The sequence below is a fragment of the Streptomyces sp. NPDC043870 genome, assembly GCF_056435785.1.
The window spans coordinates 307,838-330,157 of record NZ_JBWKDT010000001.1 but is presented as its reverse complement, the minus strand read 5'-3'; the positions used below and the strand labels follow the sequence as shown (position 1 = coordinate 330,157).

General features: G+C 70.8%; 16 protein-coding genes and 1 pseudogene. 10 read left to right on the top strand and 7 right to left on the bottom strand.

What is annotated here, in order from left to right; all coding sequences use genetic code 11:
- Positions 1 to 21: 21 nt before the first annotated feature.
- Together AC0699_RS01515 and AC0699_RS01510 are read left to right on the top strand one after the other, a co-directional pair.
- Positions 22 to 1,071, top strand: coding sequence for an LLM class F420-dependent oxidoreductase (locus AC0699_RS01515; RefSeq protein ID WP_453662447.1), 1,050 nt, complete (start codon positions 22 to 24; stop codon positions 1,069 to 1,071).
- A 225-nt stretch (positions 1,072 to 1,296) separates the two neighbouring features.
- Positions 1,297 to 2,106: a ferritin-like domain-containing protein gene (locus AC0699_RS01510; RefSeq protein WP_478654261.1), complete on the top strand. Its 810-nt coding sequence runs from the start codon at positions 1,297 to 1,299 to the stop codon at positions 2,104 to 2,106.
- A gap of 31 nt (positions 2,107 to 2,137) precedes the next feature.
- Here AC0699_RS01510 and corA read toward each other — a convergent pair whose 3' ends face one another.
- Positions 2,138 to 3,121, bottom strand: coding sequence for a magnesium/cobalt transporter CorA (corA, locus tag AC0699_RS01505; RefSeq protein WP_478654259.1), 984 nt, complete (start codon positions 3,119 to 3,121; stop codon positions 2,138 to 2,140).
- Positions 3,122 to 3,375: 254 nt separating this feature from the next.
- On the opposite strand from corA, the gene AC0699_RS01500 reads away from it, so the two are divergent.
- The 6 genes from AC0699_RS01500 (at position 3,376) to AC0699_RS01475 (ending at position 11,198) form a co-directional block, all read left to right on the top strand.
- Positions 3,376 to 4,062 carry a histidine phosphatase family protein gene (locus AC0699_RS01500; protein WP_478654256.1) on the top strand — a complete coding sequence of 229 codons (687 nt, stop codon included), beginning with the start codon at positions 3,376 to 3,378 and terminating at the stop codon, positions 4,060 to 4,062.
- Positions 4,063 to 4,126: 64 nt separating this feature from the next.
- Positions 4,127 to 4,717, top strand: coding sequence for a DUF3090 domain-containing protein (locus AC0699_RS01495; RefSeq protein ID WP_453662440.1), 591 nt, complete (start codon positions 4,127 to 4,129; stop codon positions 4,715 to 4,717).
- Complete coding sequence (locus AC0699_RS01490; protein WP_478654254.1) at positions 4,681 to 5,514, top strand: SCO1664 family protein; 834 nt, start codon at positions 4,681 to 4,683, stop codon at positions 5,512 to 5,514. Before AC0699_RS01495 ends, AC0699_RS01490 begins: the two co-directional genes overlap by 37 nt.
- 126 nt (positions 5,515 to 5,640) lie before the next feature.
- Positions 5,641 to 6,870 (top strand): cysteine--1-D-myo-inosityl 2-amino-2-deoxy-alpha-D-glucopyranoside ligase, encoded by a 1,230-nt coding sequence (gene mshC, locus AC0699_RS01485; RefSeq protein ID WP_478654252.1) that lies wholly within the window; start codon positions 5,641 to 5,643, stop codon positions 6,868 to 6,870.
- Positions 6,871 to 6,971: 101 nt separating this feature from the next.
- The gene (locus tag AC0699_RS01480) at positions 6,972 to 10,016 is read left to right on the top strand and encodes an NPCBM/NEW2 domain-containing protein (RefSeq protein WP_478654249.1); all 3,045 of its coding nucleotides are present in this window, start codon (positions 6,972 to 6,974) and stop codon (positions 10,014 to 10,016) included.
- Positions 10,017 to 10,220: 204 nt separating this feature from the next.
- Complete coding sequence (locus tag AC0699_RS01475) at positions 10,221 to 11,198, top strand: SMP-30/gluconolactonase/LRE family protein (RefSeq protein WP_478654247.1); 978 nt, start codon at positions 10,221 to 10,223, stop codon at positions 11,196 to 11,198.
- A gap of 59 nt (positions 11,199 to 11,257) precedes the next feature.
- On the opposite strand, the gene AC0699_RS01470 is transcribed toward AC0699_RS01475, so the two are convergent.
- A complete protein-coding gene (locus tag AC0699_RS01470; RefSeq protein WP_478654245.1) occupies positions 11,258 to 12,253 on the bottom strand; it encodes a PAC2 family protein in 996 nt (331 codons plus the stop codon).
- Between the two features lie 551 nt (positions 12,254 to 12,804).
- Here AC0699_RS01470 and AC0699_RS01465 point away from each other — a divergent pair.
- Positions 12,805 to 13,446: pseudogene (locus AC0699_RS01465) on the top strand (enolase C-terminal domain-like protein); the annotation flags it as partial.
- 77 nt (positions 13,447 to 13,523) lie between these two features.
- On the opposite strand, the gene AC0699_RS01460 reads toward AC0699_RS01465, so the two are convergent.
- Positions 13,524 to 14,195: a FadR/GntR family transcriptional regulator gene (locus AC0699_RS01460; RefSeq protein WP_478654242.1), complete on the bottom strand. Its 672-nt coding sequence runs from the start codon at positions 14,193 to 14,195 to the stop codon at positions 13,524 to 13,526.
- Between the two features lie 196 nt (positions 14,196 to 14,391).
- Here AC0699_RS01460 and AC0699_RS01455 point away from each other — a divergent pair, with 196 nt between their 5' ends.
- Complete coding sequence (locus tag AC0699_RS01455; protein WP_478654240.1) at positions 14,392 to 17,202, top strand: NACHT domain-containing protein; 2,811 nt, start codon at positions 14,392 to 14,394, stop codon at positions 17,200 to 17,202.
- 107 nt (positions 17,203 to 17,309) lie between these two features.
- On the opposite strand, the gene AC0699_RS01450 is transcribed toward AC0699_RS01455, so the two are convergent.
- From AC0699_RS01450 to AC0699_RS01435, 4 genes are all read right to left on the bottom strand, one after another.
- A complete protein-coding gene (locus AC0699_RS01450; protein ID WP_478654237.1) occupies positions 17,310 to 18,917 on the bottom strand; it encodes a glycerol-3-phosphate dehydrogenase/oxidase in 1,608 nt (535 codons plus the stop codon).
- 15 nt (positions 18,918 to 18,932) lie between these two features.
- Positions 18,933 to 20,462 (bottom strand): glycerol kinase GlpK, encoded by a 1,530-nt coding sequence (glpK, locus tag AC0699_RS01445; RefSeq protein WP_478654235.1) that lies wholly within the window; start codon positions 20,460 to 20,462, stop codon positions 18,933 to 18,935.
- A 37-nt stretch (positions 20,463 to 20,499) separates the two neighbouring features.
- Positions 20,500 to 21,288, bottom strand: coding sequence for an MIP/aquaporin family protein (locus AC0699_RS01440; RefSeq protein WP_478654232.1), 789 nt, complete (start codon positions 21,286 to 21,288; stop codon positions 20,500 to 20,502).
- A gap of 256 nt (positions 21,289 to 21,544) precedes the next feature.
- Positions 21,545 to 22,309 carry an IclR family transcriptional regulator gene (locus AC0699_RS01435; protein ID WP_478654230.1) on the bottom strand — a complete coding sequence of 255 codons (765 nt, stop codon included), beginning with the start codon at positions 22,307 to 22,309 and terminating at the stop codon, positions 21,545 to 21,547.
- Between the last annotated feature and the right edge of the window lie 11 nt (positions 22,310 to 22,320).

The window sequence follows — 22,320 nt, the reverse complement described above, 5'->3', positions numbered from 1 at the left end:
CTCATCGGTAAGGGGAGCGGTATGCGGCTCGGCATCAACCTCGGCTACTGGGGCGCGGGGATGGACGGCGACAACCTCGCCGTCGCGCAGGAGGCGGACCGCCTCGGCTACGACGTCTGCTGGGCCGCCGAGGCGTACGGCTCCGACGCCCCGACCGTGCTCGCCTGGGTCGCCGCGCAGACCGAGAGCATCGACGTCGGCTCCGCCATCCTCCAGATCCCCGCCCGCCAGCCCGCGATGACGGCGATGACCGCCGCCACCCTCGACTCGCTCTCCGGCGGCCGCTTCCGCCTCGGCCTCGGCGTCTCGGGCCCGCAGGTCTCCGAGGGCTGGTACGGCGTCAAGTTCGACAAGCCCCTCTCCCGCACCCGCGAGTACGTCGAGATCGTCCGCAAGGCGATGACCCGCGAGCGCCTCTCGTACGAAGGCGAGCACTGGACCCTTCCGCTGCCCGGCGGCCCGGGCAAGCCGATCAAGCTCACCGTCCACCCGCAGCGCGAGCACATCCCGCTGTACATCGCCGCCATCGGTCCCAAGAACCTGGAGCAGACCGGCGAGATCGCCGACGGCGCCCTGCTGATCTTCCCCTCCGCCGACCACCTGGAGGACACCGCGATCCGCCACATCCGCGCGGGCCGCGAGAAGGCCGGGAAGACCATGGACGGCTTCGACGTCTGCCCCACCGTGCCGCTCGCCGTCGGCGACGACGTCAAGGCCCTGGCCGACATGTTCCGGCCGTACACCGCGCTGTACGTCGGCGGCATGGGCAGCCGCAAGCAGAACTTCTACAACCAGCTCGCCCAGCGCATGGGCTACGAGAAGGAAGCCGCGGAGATCCAGGACAAGTACCTCTCCGGCGACAAGGACGGCGCCGCCGCCGCCGTACCGCACGAGCTGATCGACTCGACCACCCTGCTCGGCTCCGTCGACCGGATCGCCGAGCGGATGCAGGCGTACGCCGCGGCCGGTGTGACCACCCTGACTCTGGCTCCCGCGGGCTTCACCCTCGACGAGCGGCTCGCCGCCCTGCGGGCCGGCACGGACGCCCTGGAGCGCTCCGGCCTCGCCTGAGAAACGTCTGCGGCCGTGGTGGGGGCTCGGGGTCATCCCCGCCACGGCCGTCACGCTGATAACGCGCCACCGCCCCCTCGGTAACGCTCCCCGCGCGGCCTGCCGCACCCCTCGCCGCCCGCCCCCTGCGCTCTCATTCGGCCGAGTCGTCCGGCGCTGCTGTTGCCGGTCCGTCCGGTCCGCATTTGACTCGTTCTTTGCGGACACCTGACGGAGGTGGCAGTGATGCTCTCGGCCCGGAGCCTTTTCCAGGAAATCCTCGACAACGACGATTCCTACCAGCTCTTCTGCTCGATCGCGGCCAGCGGCGAGACCCAGGGCGGCTGGGAGAACGGCCGGATCGCCGCGCTCGTCCCCGGCACCATGCGGGCCCTCGCCCCGAAGATCACCCGGCACGGCGCCGACGAGGACAAACACGGCCGCATCTTCAACGGGCTGCTGAAGAAGCGGGGCCTCGACCCGGTCGAGGTCCCGCCCGAGACCGACTACACGATGCTGCTGGAGCGCCGGGGCATCGGCCTCGCCCACGACAAGCTGCGCCGCGACGAGCCGCTCACCGAGCACGACATCGTCGTCTACCTCTCGCACAGCCGGGTCACCGAGCAGCGCGCCGCCGACCAGATGGACATGCTGGTGAAGCACTTCGGCGAGCACCCCGAGGTCGGCAAGGCCATCACGCAGATCTGTCACGACGAGGACAACCACCTGGCGTACTGCCACGAGGAGTTGCTCCGCCTCGCCTACGCCGGCCACGGCCGCGCCATCCAGAGCACCCTGCGCGAGTGCGCCCTCACCGAGATCGCGATCTACCGGGACGTCAGCCTCGCCGTCATGTCCCACATGGCCAGGCTGCTCAGGTGGCCCAGGCCCAAGTCCGCCGTGCTTGCCGCCGGGATCCACGCCATGTACGCGTACGAGCGCGCCGGAGGCTGGCGGCGCATGGTCACTCTGACGATGCCCGAGCGGCGCGACGCCCTGGGGGTCCCCCCGCCGGAGGCAGGGGGAGGACCGGCGACCACGGCCACCGTCGTCTGAGGCACCGTCGTCTGAGGCACCGCAGCCCGGATCACAGCCAGCCGCGGCGCTTGAACAGCCGGTGCAGCCCGAGCACCACCGCGGCCATGGCCAGGATCAGCGCCGGGTACGTCCACCCCCAGTGCAGCTCGGGCATGTGGTCGAAGTTCATGCCGTAGATCCCGGCGACCATGGTGGGGACGGCGATCATGGCCGCCCATGCGGAGATCTTCCGCACGTCGTCGTTCTGCTGCACGCCCATCTGCGCGAGATGCGCGGACAGGATGTCCGAGAGCAGCCTGTCGAGGCCCTCCACCTGTTCGTTGACGCGTGTCAGATGGTCGTTGACGTCCCGGAAGAACGGCTGCGAGTGCTCATGCACGAAGGGCACGGCCGCCCCCGCGAGCCGGGCCATCGGCGACGCCAGAGGCACGGTGGCCCGGCGGAACTCCAGCACCTGCCGCTTGAAGTTGTAGATCTTGGCGGCAGTGTTCCGGGTGTCCCCTCCGACGGGCGCGAAGACTTCCGCCTCCATCCCCTCCAGATCCAGCTGGAGCTCGCCGGCGACGTCGATGTAGTGGTCGACGATGGCGTCGCTGACGGCGTACAGGACCGCCGTCGGGCCGTGCTTGAGCACGTTCGGATCGGCCTCCAGCCGCACCCGTACCGCATGCAGTGGCGCGCTCTCCCCGTGCCGGACCGTCACCACGAACGAGTCACCGATGAAGACCATCACCTCGTCGGCGGAGACGGTGTCGCGCTCCGCGTCGTACGCCACCGGCTTGAGGACCATGAACAGGGAGTCGTCGTACACCTCGAGCTTGGGCCGCTGATGGGCCGTGAGCGCGTCCTCGACCGCCAGCGGGTGCAGCCCGAACTCGCTGCTGACGGTGTCGAACTCGTCCTGGGTCGGTTCGTACAGCCCGATCCACAGGAAGGCGTCCCCGGTCGCGCGGGCCTCGTCGAGCGCGTCGGAGAAGTCGTCGGGGCCCTTGGTACGGCGGCCCTCCCGGTAGATGGCGTAGTCGACGATCACGGGCGCATTCTTCCGCGCCGGCGGTCCGCCCGCATCCCCACGGCGAGGAGATGCCTCGGCGTATGCGGTCGCTGGCACACCGCCCAGGGCCTGTCGTTCGGATCAGGCCGGATCAGCGAGCGGGGTCTGGCGCGTGCAGATGCAAGGCGGAGGAGGGAGCCACTGTGGAGGCGACTGACGACAACGCCGCAGATGTGCGTGCCAGGGCACGCGAGCCCGGCAAGATCCGAACGACAGGCCCTAGGCTGGCCGCCATGGCCACGTTGATCCTCGTACGCCACGGACGGTCCACCGCCAACACCGCGGGGGTGCTCGCGGGCTGGACGCCCGGCGTCGTCCTCGACGACCGCGGCGCCGCGCAGGCCGCCGCGCTGCCCGGACGGCTCGCGGACGTGCAGCTCGCCGCCGCCGTCACCAGCCCCCTGGAGCGCTGCCGGGAGACCCTGCGGCCGCTGCTCGACGCACGGCCGGAACTGCCGCTGCACACCGACGAACGGATCGGCGAGTGCCATTACGGCGACTGGTCCGGCCGCAAGCTCGCCGAACTCGCCGACGAACCGCTGATGAAGATCGTGCAGCAGCACCCCTCCGCCGCGGCGTTCCCCGGCGGCGAGTCGATGCGCGCCATGCAGACGCGGGCCGTCGAGGCCGTACGGGACTGGAACGCGCGCATCGAGGCGGAGCACGGCGAGGACGCCGTGTATCTGATGTGCTCGCACGGCGACATCATCAAGTCGGTGGTGGCCGACGCCCTGGGCATGCACCTCGACCTCTTCCAGCGGCTCCACGTCGAGCCGTGCTCCGTGACGGCGATCCGCTACACCCCGCTCCGCCCCTTCCTGCTGCGGCTGGGAGACACCGGCGACCTCGGCGCGTTCAAGTCGCGGGAGAACGGCAAGGACGGGTCCGCGGTCGTCGGCGGCGGCGCGGGCGCACCGTGATCGATCCGCGCAGTAGGGTGGACGGGCCGAAACGACCCCACCACTGATCCGAGGGAGACAGGACGTGTCCCGTCAGGTGTACCTCTACGACCCACCGGAGCGGTTCGTCGCCGGTACGGTCGGGCTGCCTGGACGCCGTACGTTCTTCCTGCAGGCTTCCGCAGGGGGGCGGGTGACCAGTGTGGCCCTGGAGAAGACCCAGGTGGCCGCGCTCGCCGAGCGGATCGACGAACTGCTCGACGAGGTCGTGCGGCGCACCGGGGGCAATGCCCCGGTGCCTGCCATGGCGCCCGCGGACATCGCCGACACCGCGCCGCTCGACGTGCCGGTGGAGGAGGAGTTCCGGGTCGGCACGATGGCGCTGGCCTGGGACGGCGAGGAACAGCGCATGATCGTCGAGGCGCAGGCGCTCGTCGAGCTGGACGCGGACTCCGAGGAGGACCTCGCGGAGGCCGAGGAACGGCTGCTGCAGGACGAGGAGAACGGTCCGCCGATGCTGCGCGTCCGGCTGACCGGCGCGCAGGCGAGGGCCTTCGCCAAGCGTGCCCTGGACGTCGTGAACGCGGGGCGGCCGCCGTGCCCCCTGTGCAGCCTGCCGCTCGACCCGGAGGGACATGTATGTCCGCGCCAGAACGGATACCGCCGCGGAGCGTGACCGCGCTCGACCCGGCGCTCGACCTGCTCACCAACGGTGAGCTGACCGTTCGCGGCCGGGTCCGCGAGGCGTCCAACGCGGTGCTGTACTGCTCCGTCGCGTACGACGGCGAGGAAGCGCACTGCGTGTACAAGCCGGTCGCGGGGGAGCGGCCGCTGTGGGACTTCCCCGACGGGACGCTGGCGCAGCGGGAGGTGGCGGCGTACGAGCTGTCCGAGGCGACCGGCTGGGGGCTGGTGCCTCCGACCGTGCTGCGGGACGGGCCCTACGGCGAGGGCATGGTCCAGCTCTGGATCGAAGCGGACCCTTCGGCACCCTCCCTGCTGGCACTGGTGGAGGACGACGAGCCGGGGGACGGCTGGAAGGCGGTCGCCCTGGCGGAGGTCGGGGAGGGGCGGACGGCGCTCCTCGTGCACGCCGACGACCCCCGGCTGCGGAGACTGGCCGTACTGGACGCGGTGATCAACAACGGTGACCGCAAGGGCGGGCACCTGCTGCCGACCGCGGACGGGCATCTCTACGCGATCGACCACGGGGTGACGTTCAACGTGGACGACAAGCTCCGGACGCTGCTGTGGGGATGGGCGGGTGAGCCGCTGCCCCCCGAGGCCGTCGAGGTCCTCGGGATCCTGGCCGCGTCCCTCGCCGAGGACGGACCCCTGGCCGCACGCCTCGCGGCACTCCTCACCCCGGCAGAGTTGGACGCCGTCCGCTCCCGGGTCGCGGCGCTGCGTGAGACGGCCCACCATCCGGAGCCCTCGGGCAGCTGGCCCGCGATCCCGTGGCCCCCGGTGTAGGCACCCCCAGGAGCGTCGCCACAGGGCGCCGTACCCCCACGCCGGTCGTAAGCGCAAGAGGGCCGAACCGGCCAAGAGGAGCCATCCGGTTCGTATCCGGAACGCGCATCCGGTTACGCTCATGACATGCATGCCTGGCCCGCTTCTGAGGTCCCCGCCCTGCCCGGCACGGGCCGCGACCTCCGGATCCACGACACCGCGACCGGCGGCCTCGTCACCCTCGACCCCGGTCCCGTCGCCCGTATCTACGTCTGCGGCATCACCCCGTACGACGCGACCCACCTGGGTCACGCGGCGACCTACAACGCGTTCGACCTCGTGCAGCGCGTGTGGCTCGACACCAAGCGGCAGGTTCACTACGTCCAGAACGTCACCGACGTGGATGATCCGCTCCTGGAGCGCGCCATCCGCGACGGACAGGACTGGACCGAGCTCGCGGAGCGCGAGACCACACTGTTCCGCGAGGACATGACCGCCCTGCGGATGCTTCCCCCGCAGCACTACATCGGCGCCGTCGAGGCCATACCGGGAATCGTTCCGCTCGTCGAGCGGCTGCGCGACGCCGGCGCCGCGTACGAGCTCGACGGGGACGTGTACTTCTCGGTGGAGGCCGACCCGCACTTCGGCCAGGTGTCGCACTACGACGCCGACCTGATGCGCGCCCTCTCCGCCGAGCGGGGCGGCGACCCCGACCGCCCCGGAAAGAAGAACCCGCTCGACCCCATGCTCTGGATGGCCGCCCGCCCGGGCGAGCCGAGCTGGGACGGCGGCACCCTCGGCCCCGGCCGTCCCGGCTGGCACATCGAGTGCGTGGCCATCGCCCTCGACCACCTCGGCATGGGCTTCGACGTCCAGGGCGGCGGCTCCGATCTCGCCTTCCCGCACCACGAGATGGGCGCCTCGCACGCCCAGGCCCTCACCGGCGAGTACCCGTTCGCCAAGGCCTATGTGCACGCCGGGATGGTCGCCCTGCACGGCGAGAAGATGTCCAAGTCCAAGGGCAACCTGGTCTTCGTCTCCACGCTGCGCCGCGAGGGCGTGGACCCGGCCGCCATCCGGCTGGCGCTGCTCTCGCACCACTACCGCGCCGACTGGGAGTGGACCGACCAGGTCCTGCAGGACGCCGTGGCCCGCCTCGACCGCTGGCGCGCCGCCGTGTCCCGTCCTGACGGGCCGTCCGCCGACGCGCTCGTCGAGGAGATCCGCGACGCCCTGGCGAACGACCTGGACGCCCCCGCCGCGCTGGCCGCCGTCGACCGCTGGGCCGAGCGCCAGCAGGCCGAAGGCGGCACGGACGAGAGCGCTCCCGGTCTGGTGTCGCGTGCCGTGGACGCCCTGTTGGGCGTCGCCCTGTAGTCCTGTCCCTTTCCGAAACCCGCCCCCGGACTCGACCCGAGTCCGGGGGCGGGTCTGTTTTGTCCATGGTCACATGCTCGTTTCTGCGCTAAGTACGCCCTATGCAATCACCAATACGCATCAGAGCGGCGGTGGCCGGAGCCCTGCTCGGTCTCCTCGCGGTGTTCGCGGGACCGGGAAGCGCCGAGGCCGACCCGGCCCCCACCACCGTCGGGGACGTCACCGGCTTCACCGCCGAAGGACCCGTCTACCGACTGACCGCCGGGCAGGCCGAGGCCCGCGTCAGCTTCGTCTCCGCGGAGACCTTCCGCCTCGAACTCGCCCCGGACGGCAGGTTCACCGACCCCACCGGCACCGACATCGTCCTGCCGCAGGGCAAACCGCCCGCGACCCGCTGGACGGACCGCGGCGACCGCTACGAACTCAGCACGTCAAAGGTGACATTGCGCGCCTACAAGTCACCGCTGCGCTTCGCGCTCCACCGCGCCGACGGCACCCAGCTCTGGGCCGAGACCAAGGGCCTGACCTGGACCGGCACGACCACCACCCAGAGCCTCGCCCGCGGCGCCGACGAGCAGTACTACGGCGCAGGCATGCAGAACGGCCGCGGCAACACCTCCCACCGCGGAAAGACCGTCGAGGTCGGCGTCGACTACAACTGGAACGACGGCGGCCACCCCAACTCCGTCCCGTTCTACCTCTCCTCGGCCGGCTACGGCGTCTACCGCAACACCTACGCGCCCAACACGTATGTCTTCGGCGAGCCGGTGACCACCACCGCGAAGGAACAGCGCTTCGACGCCTACTACTTCGCCGGGCCGAGCGCCAAGGACGTCATCGGGCAGTACACCCGGCTCACCGGAAAGCCCTTCATGCCGCCCGTCTACGGCCTGGAGATCGGCGACGCCGACTGCTATCTCCACAACGCCAACCGCGGTGAACGGCACACCCTGGACGCACTCAAGGTCGCCGACGGCTACGTCGAGCACGACATGCCCAACGGCTGGATGCTCGTCAACGACGGCTACGGCTGCGGCTACGAGAACCTCGCCGAGACCGCCCAGGGCCTCCAGCAGCGCAAGATGCAGCTCGGCCTGTGGACCGAGGACGGCCTCGACAAGCTCGCCGACCAGGTGAAGGCCGGCCAGCGCGTCGCCAAGCTCGATGTCGCCTGGGTCGGCGCGGGCTACAAGTTCGCCCTCGACGGCTGCAAGGACGCCCACGCCGGCATCGAGGCGAACAGTGACGCCCGCGGCTTCACCTGGGCGCCCGAGAGCTGGTCCGGAGCCCAGCGCTGCGGCGTCCAGTGGTCCGGCGACCAGTCCGGCACCTGGGAGTACATCCGCTGGCAGATCCCGACCTACGCGGGCGCGTCCATGTCCGGCCTCGCCTACACGACGGGCGACGTGGACGGCATCTTCGGCGGCAGCCCGAAGACGTACACCCGCGATCTGCAGTGGAAGATGTTCCTCCCGGTCACGATGACCATGGACGGCTGGGCCGCCAGCGACAAGCAGCCCTTCCGCTACGGCGAGCCGTACACCTCCGTCAACCGCGACTACCTCAAGCTCCACGAGTCCCTGCTGCCATACATCTACTCGCACGCCCACGAGGCGACGAAGACCGGCGTCGGCCTCGCCCGCCCGCTCGTGCTGGAGTACCCGGACGATCCCAAGGCGGCGACGGACGCCGCGAAGTACGAGTTCCTCAGCGGCAAGGACTTCCTCGTCGCACCCGTCTACCAGGACGCCGTGCAGCGCGACGGCATCTATCTGCCCAAGGGAACCTGGATCGACTACTGGAGCGGACGGACCTACGAAGGTCCGGGCACCGTCGACAACTACAGTGCCCCGCTCGACACGCTCCCGCTGTTCGTCCGTGCCGGCGCCACCGTCCCCATGTGGCCCGGCGGCATCCGCTCGTACGCCGACCGCACCGCGGACTCCCCGCTGGCCTGGGACATCTACCCGCAGGGCACATCGTCGTTCACTCTCTACGAGGACGACGGAGTGACGCGCGAACACCGGGCCGGCAAGTACGCCACTCAGCGCGCCGACGTCGAGGCCCCGAGCCGCGGCGCGGGCGATGTGAGCGTGCGGATCGGCCCGAGCAAGGGCTCCTTCACGGGCAAGCAGACAGGGCGGCCGTACCATTTCACCTTGCACACCGGTGACGCACCCAGCGCCGTGGAACTCGACGGCCGCACGCTGCCCCGGCTCTCCTCCAGAGCGGCGTACGAGGCGGCGAGCCACGGCTGGTGGTACGACCGGGACGACCGTGGCGGTGTGGTCAAGGTCAGGACCGCGGCCCTGCGCACCGACCGTGGCTTCGAGCTGGAGCTCAAGAACACCGCGGCGGTCGGCGGCGGCGTCCCGGGAGCCGCGGCCGTCGTCGCAGCGCCCGGAGGACAGGAACTGGGCGCCGGTACGCCGGGCACGGTCGCGGTCGACGTCACCGCGGGCAGCCGCGACGCGACCGGGGTCTCCGTCTCGCTGGACGCCCCGGCGGGCTGGCAGGTGACGCCGGCTGCGACCGTGGACCGCATCCCCGCGGGGACCACGAAGCGCGTCGAGGTCGCGGTCACCCCCGCCAAGGACGCCAAGCCGGGCGAGGCCACGCTCACGGCCACCGCCCGCTACCGGTCCGCCGGTGAATCCCGAACCGCCGTCCAGCGGTTCGCGGCCGGAGTGATGCCGGAGCCACCGGCCGACGACGTCTGGGCGAGCGATCTGGTCTGGCTGAAGTCCACCAACGGATGGGGTCCGCCCGAACGGGACCGCAGCAACGGCGAATCAGGTGCGAGCGACGGACATCCGCTCACCCTCGCCGGACAGGCCTACGAGAAGGGGATCGGGGCACACGCCGACTCCGGCATCGAGGTCTACCTCGGCGGCCGCTGCACCGCGTTCACCGCCGACGTGGGCATCGACGACGAGATCAACGGCTACGGCGAAGTGGCCTTCTCGGTCGAGGCGGACGGCAAGGTGCTGTGGACCTCGCCCAAGCTGAGCGGCGCGTCCGCGACCGTACCGGCCGAGGTCGACGTGACGGGGGCACGGCACGTCCATCTCAAGGTCACCGACACCAACGGCTCCAAGAGCGGTGATCACGCGGACTGGGCGGCCGCCCGCTTCCGCTGCGGCTGACTACTCGTACGGCGGCTGACGGCCTGTACGGCTCGTACGCGGGCCGACAGCTCGTACGGTGGCTGACGGCTCGTCAACGCCCGGTGCCGGGCGGGCCCGTGCCCGTCCGGCACCCTCTCCTCCGCTTCATGATTCGCGGTACGAGGGTGCCCGGTGTGTGGTGAGGTATCAGCATCTGTCGATCATTTGTTGGAAGGACGCACAGTGGAACGTTCCTTCGCACGCAGAAATGTTCTCGGGGCGGCCGCCGCCCTCGGCGCGGCCGCGCTCCTGGGACCGTTGACCGGGCCGGCTCACGCGGCGGACGGATCCGCCGCCGGCGGCGAACTCCGGCCGACCCGCTTCCTCCTGCCCAACGGGTTCGCACCCGAGGGCATCACCATCGGGCGCAGCCCGTACGCCTACTTCGGCTCCCTCGTCAACGGCGATGTGTACCGGGCGAGCCTGGCCACCGGCCGCGGCCGGGTCGTCAGCAAGGGGCTCGGCGCCGGACACATGACCGTCGGGCTGAAGATCGACCGGCAGGAGCGGCGGCTGTTCCTCTCCGGCGGCTACAGCCGCGAGATCAGGGTCGCCGACGCCCACACCGGGGAGCTCGTCAGGAACTTCACCGTCGGCGCGCCCAGCACCATGGTGAACGACGTCATCCTCACCCCGGGCGCGGCCTGGTTCACGGACTCCTACCAACCCCAGCTCTACCGGCTGCCGTTGGACCGGCACGGCGAACCGGCCCGCGAGGTGGCGACCGTAGCGCTGAGCGGCGACTGGGCGCAGGGCCCGGACTTCACGGCCAACGGCATCGAGCGGACGCCCGACGGGTGCGCTCTGCTGGTGGTGAACACCGTGGTGGACGGCGGCTCGCTGATGCGCGTCGACCCGCACACGGCCGTCGCCCGCAAGGTCGACCTCGGAGACCTCAGGATCCCGTTCGGGGACGGCATTCTGCTGCTCGGCAGGGTCCTGTACATCGTGCAGCAGCAGCTGAACCAGATCGATGTGGTCCGGCTGAACGAGTCGGGCACCAGGGGCAGGGCGATCGCCCGGATCACCGACCCGGAGCGCTTCCGGATCCCGACGACCGCCGCGGCCTGGGGCGACCGGATCTATCTGCCGAACGCCCGCTTCGACGTGGAGCCGGCGCCCGACGTCGAGTACGACGTGGTGGCGGTCGACCAGGTGTGAGCGCGTGAACGGCAGAGCGGGGTGGTGCCGGTGCGGCACCACCCCGCTCGTCGTCCCGGTCAGTCCTCGGACGTGTCCGTGGAGTCCGAGTCGTCCTCGGGCCCCGGCTCCGTCCTCGGCGGCTTCGGCGGCCGCGTCCGTCCGCTGGAGGTGTCCCGCAGGTACGAGCCGTCCCCGCTCTCCGTGGCATGACCGCCCGGCGCCTGGCCGGGCCCTCCGTCCCGCCGCCGCAGATACCGCTCGAACTCGCGGGCGATGGCCTCACCGGACGCCTCGGGAAGTTCCGCGGTGTCCCGCGCCTCCTCCAGCGTCTGCACGTACTCCGCCACTTCGCTGTCCTCGGAGGCCAGTTGGTCCACCCCGAGCTGCCAGGCCCGCGCGTCCTCGGGCAGCTCGCCCAGCGGGATACGGAGGTCGATGAGGTCCTCCAGCCGGTTCAGCAGCGCCAGCGTCGCCTTCGGATTGGGCGGTTGTGACACATAGTGCGGCACCGCGGCCCACAGCGACACGGCCGGCACCCCGGCGTGCGTGCACGCCTCCTGGAGGATGCCGACGATGCCCGTGGGGCCCTCGTAGCGGGTCTCCTCCAGGTCCATGGTCCGCGCCAGGTCCGGATCCGAGGTGACACCGCTGACGGGCACCGGGCGGGTGTGCGGGGTGTCGCCGAGCAGCGCGCCCAGGATCACCACCATCTCGACGCCCAGCTCATGGGCGAAGCCGAGCAGCTCGTTGCAGAACGAGCGCCAGCGCATGGACGGCTCGATCCCGCGGACCAGCACCAGGTCGCGGGGCTTCTCGCCACCGACCCGGACCACGGAGAGCCGGGTCGTGGGCCACGTGATCTTCCGTACCCCGCCGTCCAGCCAAACCGTGGGCCGGTTGACCTGGAAGTCGTAGTAGTCCTCGGCGTCGAGCGCCGCGAACACCTCGCCCTTCCATTCCCGGTCCAGATGCGCGACAGCGGTGGAGGCGGCGTCACCCGCGTCGTTCCAGCCCTCGAACGCGGCCACCATGACCGGGTCGATCAGCTCGGGAACCCCCTCGAGCTCGATCACCCAGGCCTCCTTCCGACGTTCCCTTTCGTACGCCCCAACCTTACGGCTTCACAGGTGCCCGCCCGCAGCCCCTGCGCACGGCCGGGTGAACTTCCATACGGCAGGGGCATAGGTCAGAGGAATACGGGTTCCAGCCGCAGATTCATCCGAGCTGTAACCGACAAACTCTGGTCCGGACCCGGGACCTGATGGTCGCAGCGGCGCTATACATCGGATGACCGTAAGAGGTCCGATGTCCTGGTCCGATGTTCTGGACGGACTCACCGGACTCGCCGGACTCGCCGGACTCGCCGGACTCGCCGGACTCGCCGGACTCGCCGGACTCGCCGGACTCGCCGGACTCACCGTACTCGCCGGACTCGCCGGACTCGCCGGACTCGCCGGACTCGCCGGACTCACCGTACTTACCGTCGGGGGCGTGCATGAGTCAGACCGTCACAGGGTTCGAGGTCCACGACATCCGCTTCCCCACCTCGGAACAGCTCGACGGCTCCGACGCCATGAACCCCGGCCCCGGCTACTCGGCCGCCCATGTCGTGCTCCGCACCGTCCTCGACGACGACGTACGACGGCTGAAACTCGCCCGTGCGGCCGTCGGCCCCGCCGTGCGCATCGCCGTGGACGCCAAGCAGCGCTGGGACGTCGCCGACGCCCTGCGCTGGATGGAAGCCCTCGCTCCGTACCAGCCGTACTGGATCGAGGAGCCCACCAGCCCCGACGACGTCCTCGGCCACGCCGCCGTACGCGCCGGGCAGCCCGTCAAGGTCGCCACCGGCGAGCACGTCGCCACCAGGGTCGTCTTCAGACCGCTGCTGCAGGCCGGAGCCGTCGACTTCGTCCAGATCGACGCGGCGCGCGTCGCCGGCGTCAACGAGAACGTCGCGATCCTGCTGCTCGCCGCCAAGTACGGCATCCCCGTCTGCCCGCACGCCGGCGGGGTAGGCCTGTGCGAACTCGTGCAGCATCTCGCGGTGTTCGACTACGTCGCCGTCTCCGGCAGCAAGGAGAACCGCGTCATCGAGTACGTCGACCACCTCCACGAACACTTCACCGCCCCGGCCCCCGCCCCCGCCGTCGTCGAGGACGGCCACTATGTCGCGCCGCGCGCCCCGGGCTTCTCCGCCCGGATGCGGCCCGAGTCGCTCGCCGCGCACCGCTATCCGGAAGGGCCCGTCTGGCAGGACCGCCGTACCACCGCAGCCGAGCGGGCCGCGCTCGAAGCCCGCCGGCCCACCGGACGGCTGGTCGCCGCCGACGAGGTCGCGGCCGCTCACAGCGTGGACCGGAGCCACTGCTCCACGCTCGCGATGTGCACCGTCGCCCACGACCGGGCCGCTTCGGCGTCACGGTCGCGGAGCGCGGCCAGGATCGCCCGGTGCTCGTGGAGCGTACGGCCGACCGCGTCCTCCTGGGTGAGCCCACGCCACACCCGGGCCCGGGTGGTCGGTCCGGAGAGGCCGTCCAGGAGCGAGCAGAGCACGGAGTTGCCGGAGGACTGGACGATCCCGCGGTGGAACTCCAGGTCCGTGGCGACCAGTTCCTCCACCGACGGCTGCGGCCCCAGCGCGTCCAGCTGTGAGCTGAGCACATCCAGCTCCGCCTCACTGATCCTGGACGCCGCCATCGCCGTCGCGGCCGGTTCCAGAATGCGCCGCACGGCCAGGAACTCCAGGACCGTGTCGTCCCGGTGGAAGTCCACCACGAAGCGCAGCGCCTCCAGCAGCAACTGGGGGTCCAGGCTGGTCACATACGTACCGTCGCCCTGGCGTACGTCGAGAATGCGGATCAGCGACAGCGCGCGCACCGCCTCGCGCAGCGAGTTCCGCGACAGGCCCAGTTCGGCGGCGAGTTCGCTCTCCTTGGGGAGCCGGTCGCCCGGCCGCAGCGCGCCGGAGACGATCATTCCCTTGATCTTCTCGATTGCCTCGTCCGTGACAGCCATGGCCCGCCTCCCGCTCAGACATCCGATGTCTGCGTTCATTATGCGGCTCCTGAGGGCTGAGGTGTGCCGCAGTGCGGGGAACGGGTCCCGGGGGCGGCGCACGCCCCTCGTTCCTGCTCGGCAGCGCTCTCAACCCGACGGTAAATCGCGTGAATTCGCCTGACGGGCTGTGGTGCGGGCGATGAGAATCCTCCCCATGGGGACTCGACAGGGCCAGCAGGGCGGGCGGGACGAGGGGGACCAGCAGGGAGAGTGGGGCGCTCGGGACGCCCGGGACTCGCGGGACAACTGGCACCCGCCCACCGAGGTGCGCAACATCGTCCGGGACAGCACGGTCGAGTACCTCATCCAGGCGGGCCACGTACAGGGCGACATCGTCGTCAACCTGCCGGCTCCCGCCGCACCCGTGGACACGGCCGCCGAGGAGCTCGCCCGTGCCGTGCACGCCCAGTGGTCGGCCGAGGTCGCCGCCTGGGAGCTGGGCGACATGGAGTCCCCGCTGTCCGTGCGCTTCCTCGCCCGCTGGGCCGCCGGGCCCGGCCCCGGCGGCCCAGCGGGCGCCGCCGGTGGTGACGGGCGCGCCGCCGGCACCGAGGCACGCGGGGTACGCAGTGACCGCGCCGACGCCGTCGTGGACAGGCTTCAGGACCTCCCCGTCCGCCGCCTGGTCGTGCTCGGCGGCCCGGGCTCCGGAAAGTCGACCTTGCTCGCCATGACGGCCCTGCTGCTGGCCGGACGCCATCTCGGTGACGTCACCCGCGCAGCGGCGGGCGACCGCACGGTGCCCGTGCCGGTCCTCCTCTCGCTGGAGTCGTGGGACGCGGAGAACGTGGCGTTCGCGGACTGGCTCATCACGCGCGTCACCGCGGACCACCCGGGGCTGCCCCGGCTGGACGGCGTGCACCCGGCCAGACGCCTGGTCCGGGACGGCCGGATTCTCGCCGTCCTCGACGGACTCGACGAACTGCCGGAGCACCGCCGCGTCGCCGTCGTCCGCGAACTGAACGCGGCGCCCCGCCGGCTGGGCTGTGTGCTGGCCTCCCGAACCGAGCAGTACCGGGCCCTGGAGCAGCGGCTCGAAGGAGCTTCCGACATCGAGGCGCTGCCGGTCCGGCAGCGCGACACCGCCGTCCATCTGCTGCGGACGGCCTCCCCGGAACGGCACGCCCAGTGGGGCCCGGTCGTCGACGAGCTGGCCGACCACCCCGAAGGCCCCCTCGGCCAGGCCCTGTCCACACCCCTGATGATCTGGCTGGCCCGCCGCGCCTACCGCCGCCGGCACACCGACCCGGCGCATCTCACGGACCGCGCCGCGCTCCCCACCCGGGAGGCCGTCGAGAAGCACCTGATGGACGCGGTGATCCCGGCCGCCTTCGAGCCCCGTGCCTCCGACAGCGAGCGTCTGCACGCCCCGGGCGGCTGGAACCCGGCCCGGGCCCGCGGATGGCTGGCGTTCCTGGCGCGCGAGCTGCAGCGCCGCCGCACGTCCGAGTTCGCCTGGTGGCAGCTGCACAGGGCGACCGCGGCCCGGCTGCTTGCCGTGCCGACGCTCCTGGCCCTCGCGATCGCGGCGACCGAGTCCGTGCTCGCGGCCTCGGCCTGGGTCCAGGACCACCACGGTGACCCGGTGTACTTCCGCATCGACCTGTTCGAGCGGAACTACGTGTTCGGCGGGTTCGTGTTCGGCTCCGGGATCCGGGTGGCCCAGCTGTACTGGTTCGGCGACCGGTTCGGCGAGCCACGCCGCCGGGCCAACCCGTTCCGTTCGGGGGCGGCCCTGCGCTCCGCATCGCGCCCGGTCTCCGTGCGCCGTGGCCTGACCGCTGCCGCCGTTCTGTTCGTGCCCAGCCTGCTGCTTCTGTGGTCCGCCCTGAGTACGCACGATCCGGACGCGTTCACGGCCCAGGCCGTCCTCGGCTTCGTCCTGCCGACCCTGCTGATGGCGGTGATCGCGGCGCCGTCGGACACCACCGACGCGGCAACCCCCAACACCTTGCTGACCAGTGAGCGCCGCACGGCGCTGCTCACCCTCGCCCTCGTCGCCCCGCTGATCGGCCTGGGTACCGGAGCGCATCGCCTGCTGACCGGCCACGGTGCCGTGGACGCGGGGGTCGCCTTCGCCAAGGGCTTCACCGGCGCGGCACTGGTGCTCGCTCTGCTGAGTCCGTGGAGCCTGTGGGTCGTCTCCAAGGCCTGGCTCGCCGTCCTCGGACGGGTGCCGTGGTCACTGATGGAGTTCCTGCGCGACGCGCACGGAGCGGGCCTGCTTCAGCGGTACGGCGGAACCTACCGCTTCCGCCACCTCAGATTGCAGGAGCACCTCGCGCCGCGGCCGGAGCCGAGGGCAGCCGCCAGGGCACCCCGGCAGCAGCCGCTCACGGTCACCGGACCACAGTCGCGGCCCGTCCCCGGGCCCGCGGCCTCCGAGCCGCTGCCCAGGTTCTCGGAGATCCTCGATGCGGTGCCGCCGATGCACGGCCTGCCAGGCTGGACCGTCGTCTCCAACGACCGGGAGTACGTGCTCTCGGGACGTGAACGCCGGGTGCCCCTGGGCCACTGGGTGCCGTGCGGAGTCTTCGCGGTGGTCGCCCTGATGCGTACCGCCGTGACCGGCAACTGGGACACCTGGATCGGCTGGACCAGCGTGCTCCTGTGGCCCTGCCTGGCCCTCTTGATCAACATCGTGGCGTTCCTGCTGCCGAAGGTGCGCATGACCCTGCGGATCGACCCCCACGGAGTCACCGCCGGCCTCGGCCGGCGCAGGGCCTCGTACGCCTGGCGCGATGTCGTCGCCGTGAGCGTCCGCCAGGTCGTCGTCCGGGGAAGGAACCAGCGGACGTACGGTCCGCACGTGCGACTGCGGCCGGGCGCGCCCGAGCCGCCCGCGGTCTTCCGCGGTCGGGGCGGCTGGTACCTGGTGATGCCGTTGTACATCCGTCCCGTCATGCCACCCGACATCGTCGACGCCCTCCGCCGTTTCTCCGGCGGCAGATGGCAGGAGGAGTGAGGGGCGATGACAGGAGTGAGGGGCGATGACAGGAATGAGGGGCGATGACAGGAATGAGGGGCGGCTCCCTCGCGGCAGCCGCCCCTCGAATGCGCCCCGCCCTACGGCTACTTGCCGTTCAGCAGGTCCTTGACCCTGGCCCGGACGTCCTCCGTGTCCAGCCCCCGGATCGTCAGGGTTGTACGGCGGCGCAGCACGTCGTCCGCCGTCTCGGCCCACTCGTGGTCGCGCGCGTAGACGACCTGCGCCCAGATCTCGGGGGCGTCCGGGTGGATGCGCTCGGCCAGCTCGGGGTTGTCGTTCGCCAGCCGTGCGATGTCGAAGGACAGCGAGCCGTAGTGCGTGGCCAGGTGGCGCGCGGTGTCCGCGGCCATGCGGGGGCCGGGTGCGGGACCGTCCACCAGCAGACGGTGGGCCACCGCCCGCGGGTTGGCGATGCCCGGCAGCGGGAGCTTCTTCGGCAGCTGCGAGATCGGCTCCATGTCGTCGGCGAGCGGCCGGCCGGGCAGCTCGGCCAGCTTGTTCATCACCGTACGGCCGATGTGGCGGAAGGTCGTCCACTTGCCGCCGGCCACGGACAGCATGCCGCCGCGGCCCTCGGTGACGACCGTCTCGCGCTTTGCCTTCGAGGTGTCGCCGGGACCGCCCGGCAGCACCCGCAGACCCGCGAACGAGTACGTGATCAGATCGCGGGACAGCTGCTGGTCGCGGATGGAGAAGGCGGCCTCGTCCAGGATCTGGGTGATGTCCTTCTCGTTGACCGCGACATCCGCCGGGTCGCCCTCGTACTCCTCGTCGGTCGTACCGAGCAGCAGCATGTCCTCCCAGGGGAGGGCGAAGGTGATGCGGTACTTGTCGATGGGGGTCGCGAGGGCGGCCTTCCACGGGGAGGTGCGCTTCAGCACCAGGTGCGCGCCCTTGGACAGCCGGATGGAGGGTGCCGCGTTCGGGTCCTCCATCTTCCGCAGGTGATCCACCCACGGGCCGGTCGCGTTGAGCACGAGCCGGGCGCTGACACCGAACTCGGTGCCGTCCGTACGGTCCTTGAGCTCCGCGCCCGTCACCCTGCCCTTGGTGAAGCGGAGCCCGGTGACCTCGGCGTGGTTGAGGACGGCAGCGCCCGCCTCGACGGCCGCGCGGACCGTCATCAGCGCCATCCGGGAGTCGTTCATCTGGTCGTCGCCGTACACGGCGACGGCCTTCAGATTCTCCGTACGCAGCTCGGGCACATCACGCTGTGCCTTCGCCGCGGATATGACGTGACCGACGCCGTCGCCGAACGCGGAGAGCGCCGAGTAGGCGAAGACTCCCGCGCCGAGCTTGGCAGCGCCGTGCGGTCCGCCCTTGTAGACCGGCAGATAGAAGGTGAGCGGGTTGGCCAGGTGGGGGGCCACCTGACGGGAGACCGCACGCCGCTCGAAGTGGTTCTCCGCGACCAGCTTCACCGCGCCGGTCTGCAGATAGCGCAGACCGCCGTGGAGCAGCTTGGAGGAGGCGGAGGAGGTGGCGCCGGCGAAGTCGCCGGCGTCCACCAGCGCCACCCGCAGCCCGGCCTGCGCGGCATGCCAGGCAGTGGAGATGCCCAGGATGCCGCCGCCGATCACCAGGAGGTCGTATGTCGCCTTGGAAAGTTGCTCCCGGGTCTCGGCGCGGCTCGGCAGGGAACCGGAGGCCGGGTGCGTCCCCAGGGCGGGGACGCTCTGCAGGGTGGTCATTGTCGATAGCTCCAATCAGCTCTCGTCGTGCTCGATCCAGCCCATGGTCCGTTCGACGGCCTTGAGCCAGTCCTTGTACTCGCGCTCACGCTTGTCGGCATCCATGTGGGGGGTCCACTCGGCGGCCCGGCGCCAGTTGGCGCGAAGAGCGTCGGTGTCCGGCCAGAAGCCGACGGCCAGGCCGGCGGCGTAGGCGGCGCCGAGGCAGGTCGTCTCGGCGACCATCGGGCGCACCACGGGGGCGTCCAGGAAGTCAGAGAGGGTCTGCATCAGCAGGTTGTTGGATGTCATTCCGCCGTCGACCTTGAGCGCGGTCAGCTCGACACCGGAGTCCTTGGTCATGGCGTCCGTGATCTCACGGGTCTGCCAGGCCGTCGCCTCGAGAACGGCGCGCGCGATGTGCGCCTTGGTGACGTACCGGGTGAGTCCGGCGATCACACCGCGGGCGTCGGAGCGCCAGTACGGGGCGAAGAGACCGGAGAAGGCCGGGACGAAGTACGCGCCTCCGTTGTCCTCGACGGACGCGGCGAGCGTCTCGATCTCGGGAGCGGAGTTGATCAGGCCCATCTGGTCGCGCATCCACTGGACGAGCGCGCCGGTGACGGCGATGGAGCCCTCCAGCGAGTACACCGGTGCCTGGTCGCCGATCTTGTACCCGACGGTGGTGATCAGCCCCGAGTAGGAGTTGATGATCTTGTCGCCGGTGTTCATCAGCAGGAAGGTGCCGGTGCCGTACGTGGACTTCGCCTCGCCCTCGGCGAAACACGTCTGGCCGAACAGTGCGGCCTGCTGGTCACCCAGCGCGGAGGCGACCGGGATGCCGTCCAGGACGCCGCCCTTGACGTGGCCGTACACCTCGGCGGACGAGCGGATCTCCGGCAGCACCTCCATGGGGACCTCCATGGACTGGGCGATCTTCTCGTCCCACTCCATGGTGTGGAGGTTCATCAGCATGGTGCGCGAGGCGTTGGTGACGTCGGTGACGTGGTGGCCGCCGTCGACCCCGCCCGTGAGGTTCCAGATGACCCAGGAGTCCATGGTGCCGAAGAGGATCTCGCCGCGCTCGGCGCGCTCACGCAGGCCCTCGACGTTGTCCAGCAGCCAGCGGACCTTCGGGCCGGAGAAGTAGCTCGCCAGCGGCAGGCCGGTCTCGCGGCGGAAGCGGTCCTGGCCGACGTTGCGGCCGAGTTCCTTGCAGAGCGCGTCGGTGCGGGTGTCCTGCCAGACGATGGCGTTGTGGACGGGCTCACCGGTGTTCTTGTCCCAGAGGAGAGTGGTCTCGCGCTGGTTGGTGATGCCGACGGCCTTGACGTCGGCGGCGGTGATGCCCGCCTTGTTGATGGCGCCGGCGACGACCTCCTGGACATTGGTCCAGATCTCTGCGGCGTTGTGCTCGACCCAGCCCGGCTTCGGGAAGATCTGCTCGTGCTCCTTCTGGTCGACGGCGACGATCCGGCCGTCCTTGTCGAAGACGATGCAGCGGGAAGAGGTGGTGCCCTGGTCGATGGCTGCGATGAAGGGGCCGGCGGTGTGTGCGTCGGTCACGGTGTGCTCCTGAAAGTCTGAGGGAAGGACGTGCGGCTCAGGCGAACGCGATCTGGTAGATACCCGCGGCAAGGGCGGCGCCGATCAGCGGTCCCACGACGGGGATCCAGGAGTACCCCCAGTCGGAGCCTCCCTTGTTCGGCAGCGGGAGCAGGGCGTGCACGATGCGCGGACCCAGGTCACGGGCCGGGTTGATGGCGTATCCGGTCGGGCCGCCCAGGGAGAGGCCGATGCCGACGACGACGAAGGAGACGATGAGTCCGCCGAGGATGCTGAGGCCCTTGCCGCCGTCGTTGAGGCCCTGGGTGAGTACGGCCAGGACCAGCACGAGGGTGCCGATGATCTCGGTGGCGAGGTTCTGCCAGACGCTACGGATCTCCGGGCCGGTGGAGAAGATGCCGAGCACGGGGCCCGCCTTCGGGGCGGCCTCCTCGGTGACCAGGCCTTCCTCGTGCGGCGGCGCGGAGATGATCTCCGGGTCCGTCAGATGGGCCTTGAACTGTCCGTAGTAGGCGACCCAGGCCAGGAAGGCACCGATCATGGCGCCGATCAGCTCGCCCGCCACCTGGACGGGAACGTTGCTCCAGTCCCCGCTGGTGATGGCGATACCCAGCGTGACCGCGGGGTTGAGGTGCGCACCGGACAGGGGGCCCGCGATGTAGACCGCGGTCATGACTGCGAAGCCCCACCCGAAGGTGATGGCGACCCAGCCGGCGTTCTGTGCCTTCGAGCGCTTGAGTACGACGGCGGCGACAACGCCGGCGCCGAGCAGGATGAGTACGGCGGTACCAATGATCTCGCCGATGAAGATGTCGGAGCTGGACACCCGCGACTCCTTTGTCCTTCGTCCAGGGGAAGGCGAACCAACGGGTCCCTCCGTGGTCCGCGCCCTCGGGGGTGAGAGCGATGCCGGCCCTTGGCGTTGCCACACTCTAGCGCTTATTGCCGGTAGGTGTTCGACAATGCCGACCGATGAACGGCAGTTTTGCCCTCTGGTTAATGCGACGTCAAGGGTTGTGTGGCTGAAACCCGTTTCGTTATCGATGGTGCGCCGGAACGGGCGGAATCGCCCGCCGTGAACGTCAGAACCGACCGGCGCCCAGGTCCCTGGAGACCGCGCGGGCACAGTCCCGTACCGCCGCGATCAGGTCGGACCGCAGCTCTTCGCCCGCGCAGACCCGCTCGACGGCGCCCGTGATGGCCACCGCGCCGACCGGCATCCGGCGCCGGTCGTGGATGGGTGCGGCCACCGCGGCGACGCCCTCCCAGGTTTCCTCCACGTCGGCGCCCCAGCCCCGCGCCCGGGTCAGGGCCAGCACGCTTTCGAAGTCCTTGAGGGTGGTCAGTGTGCGCGGCGTGAACGCCGTCCGGTCGACCTCCAGGGCCTCGGTGTGCGCCACCGGGTCGTACGCCGCCAGCACCTTCCCCAGCGCCGTCGAGTGCAGTGGCTGCATGGCGCCGACCTCCAGCACCTGCCGGCTGTCGTCCGGCCGGAAGACGTGGTGGACGATGAGCACGCCGTGCTGGTGCAGCACGCCCAGATGGACGCTCTCACCGCTGGAGCGGGCCAGGTCGTCCGTCCAGACCAGTGCACGGGCCCGCAGCTCGTGCACGTCCAGATAGCTGTTGCCGAGGCGCAGCAGCTCCGCCCCCAGCTGGTAGCGGCCCGAAGCCGGGTCCTGCTCGACGAAGCCCTCGGCCTGGAGGGTGCGCAGGATGCCGTGGGCCGTGCCCTTGGCCAGGTCCAGCGAGGATGCGATGTCGGACAGCCCGAGACGGCGCTCGCCACCCGCGAGCAGTCGCAGCATCGCCGCCGCCCGTTCAAGTGACTGGATGTTCTTCGCCATCGTTGCGGCCC

What these genes read in the sequence shown, in the direction of transcription:
- AC0699_RS01515 (WP_453662447.1), top strand. Translation starts at nt 22, where the DNA reads ATGCGGCTCGGCATCAACCTCGGCTACTGGGGCGCGGGGATGGACGGC.
- AC0699_RS01510 (WP_478654261.1), top strand. Translation starts at nt 1,297, where the DNA reads ATGCTCTCGGCCCGGAGCCTTTTCCAGGAAATCCTCGACAACGACGAT.
- AC0699_RS01500 (WP_478654256.1), top strand. Translation starts at nt 3,376, where the DNA reads ATGGCCACGTTGATCCTCGTACGCCACGGACGGTCCACCGCCAACACC.
- AC0699_RS01490 (WP_478654254.1), top strand. Translation starts at nt 4,681, where the DNA reads ATGTCCGCGCCAGAACGGATACCGCCGCGGAGCGTGACCGCGCTCGAC.
- mshC (WP_478654252.1), top strand. Translation starts at nt 5,641, where the DNA reads ATGCATGCCTGGCCCGCTTCTGAGGTCCCCGCCCTGCCCGGCACGGGC.
- AC0699_RS01480 (WP_478654249.1), top strand. Translation starts at nt 6,972, where the DNA reads ATGCAATCACCAATACGCATCAGAGCGGCGGTGGCCGGAGCCCTGCTC.
- AC0699_RS01460 (WP_478654242.1), bottom strand. Translation starts at nt 14,195, where the DNA reads ATGGCTGTCACGGACGAGGCAATCGAGAAGATCAAGGGAATGATCGTC.
- AC0699_RS01455 (WP_478654240.1), top strand. Translation starts at nt 14,392, where the DNA reads ATGGGGACTCGACAGGGCCAGCAGGGCGGGCGGGACGAGGGGGACCAG.
- AC0699_RS01450 (WP_478654237.1), bottom strand. Translation starts at nt 18,917, where the DNA reads ATGACCACCCTGCAGAGCGTCCCCGCCCTGGGGACGCACCCGGCCTCC.
- AC0699_RS01435 (WP_478654230.1), bottom strand. Translation starts at nt 22,309, where the DNA reads ATGGCGAAGAACATCCAGTCACTTGAACGGGCGGCGGCGATGCTGCGA.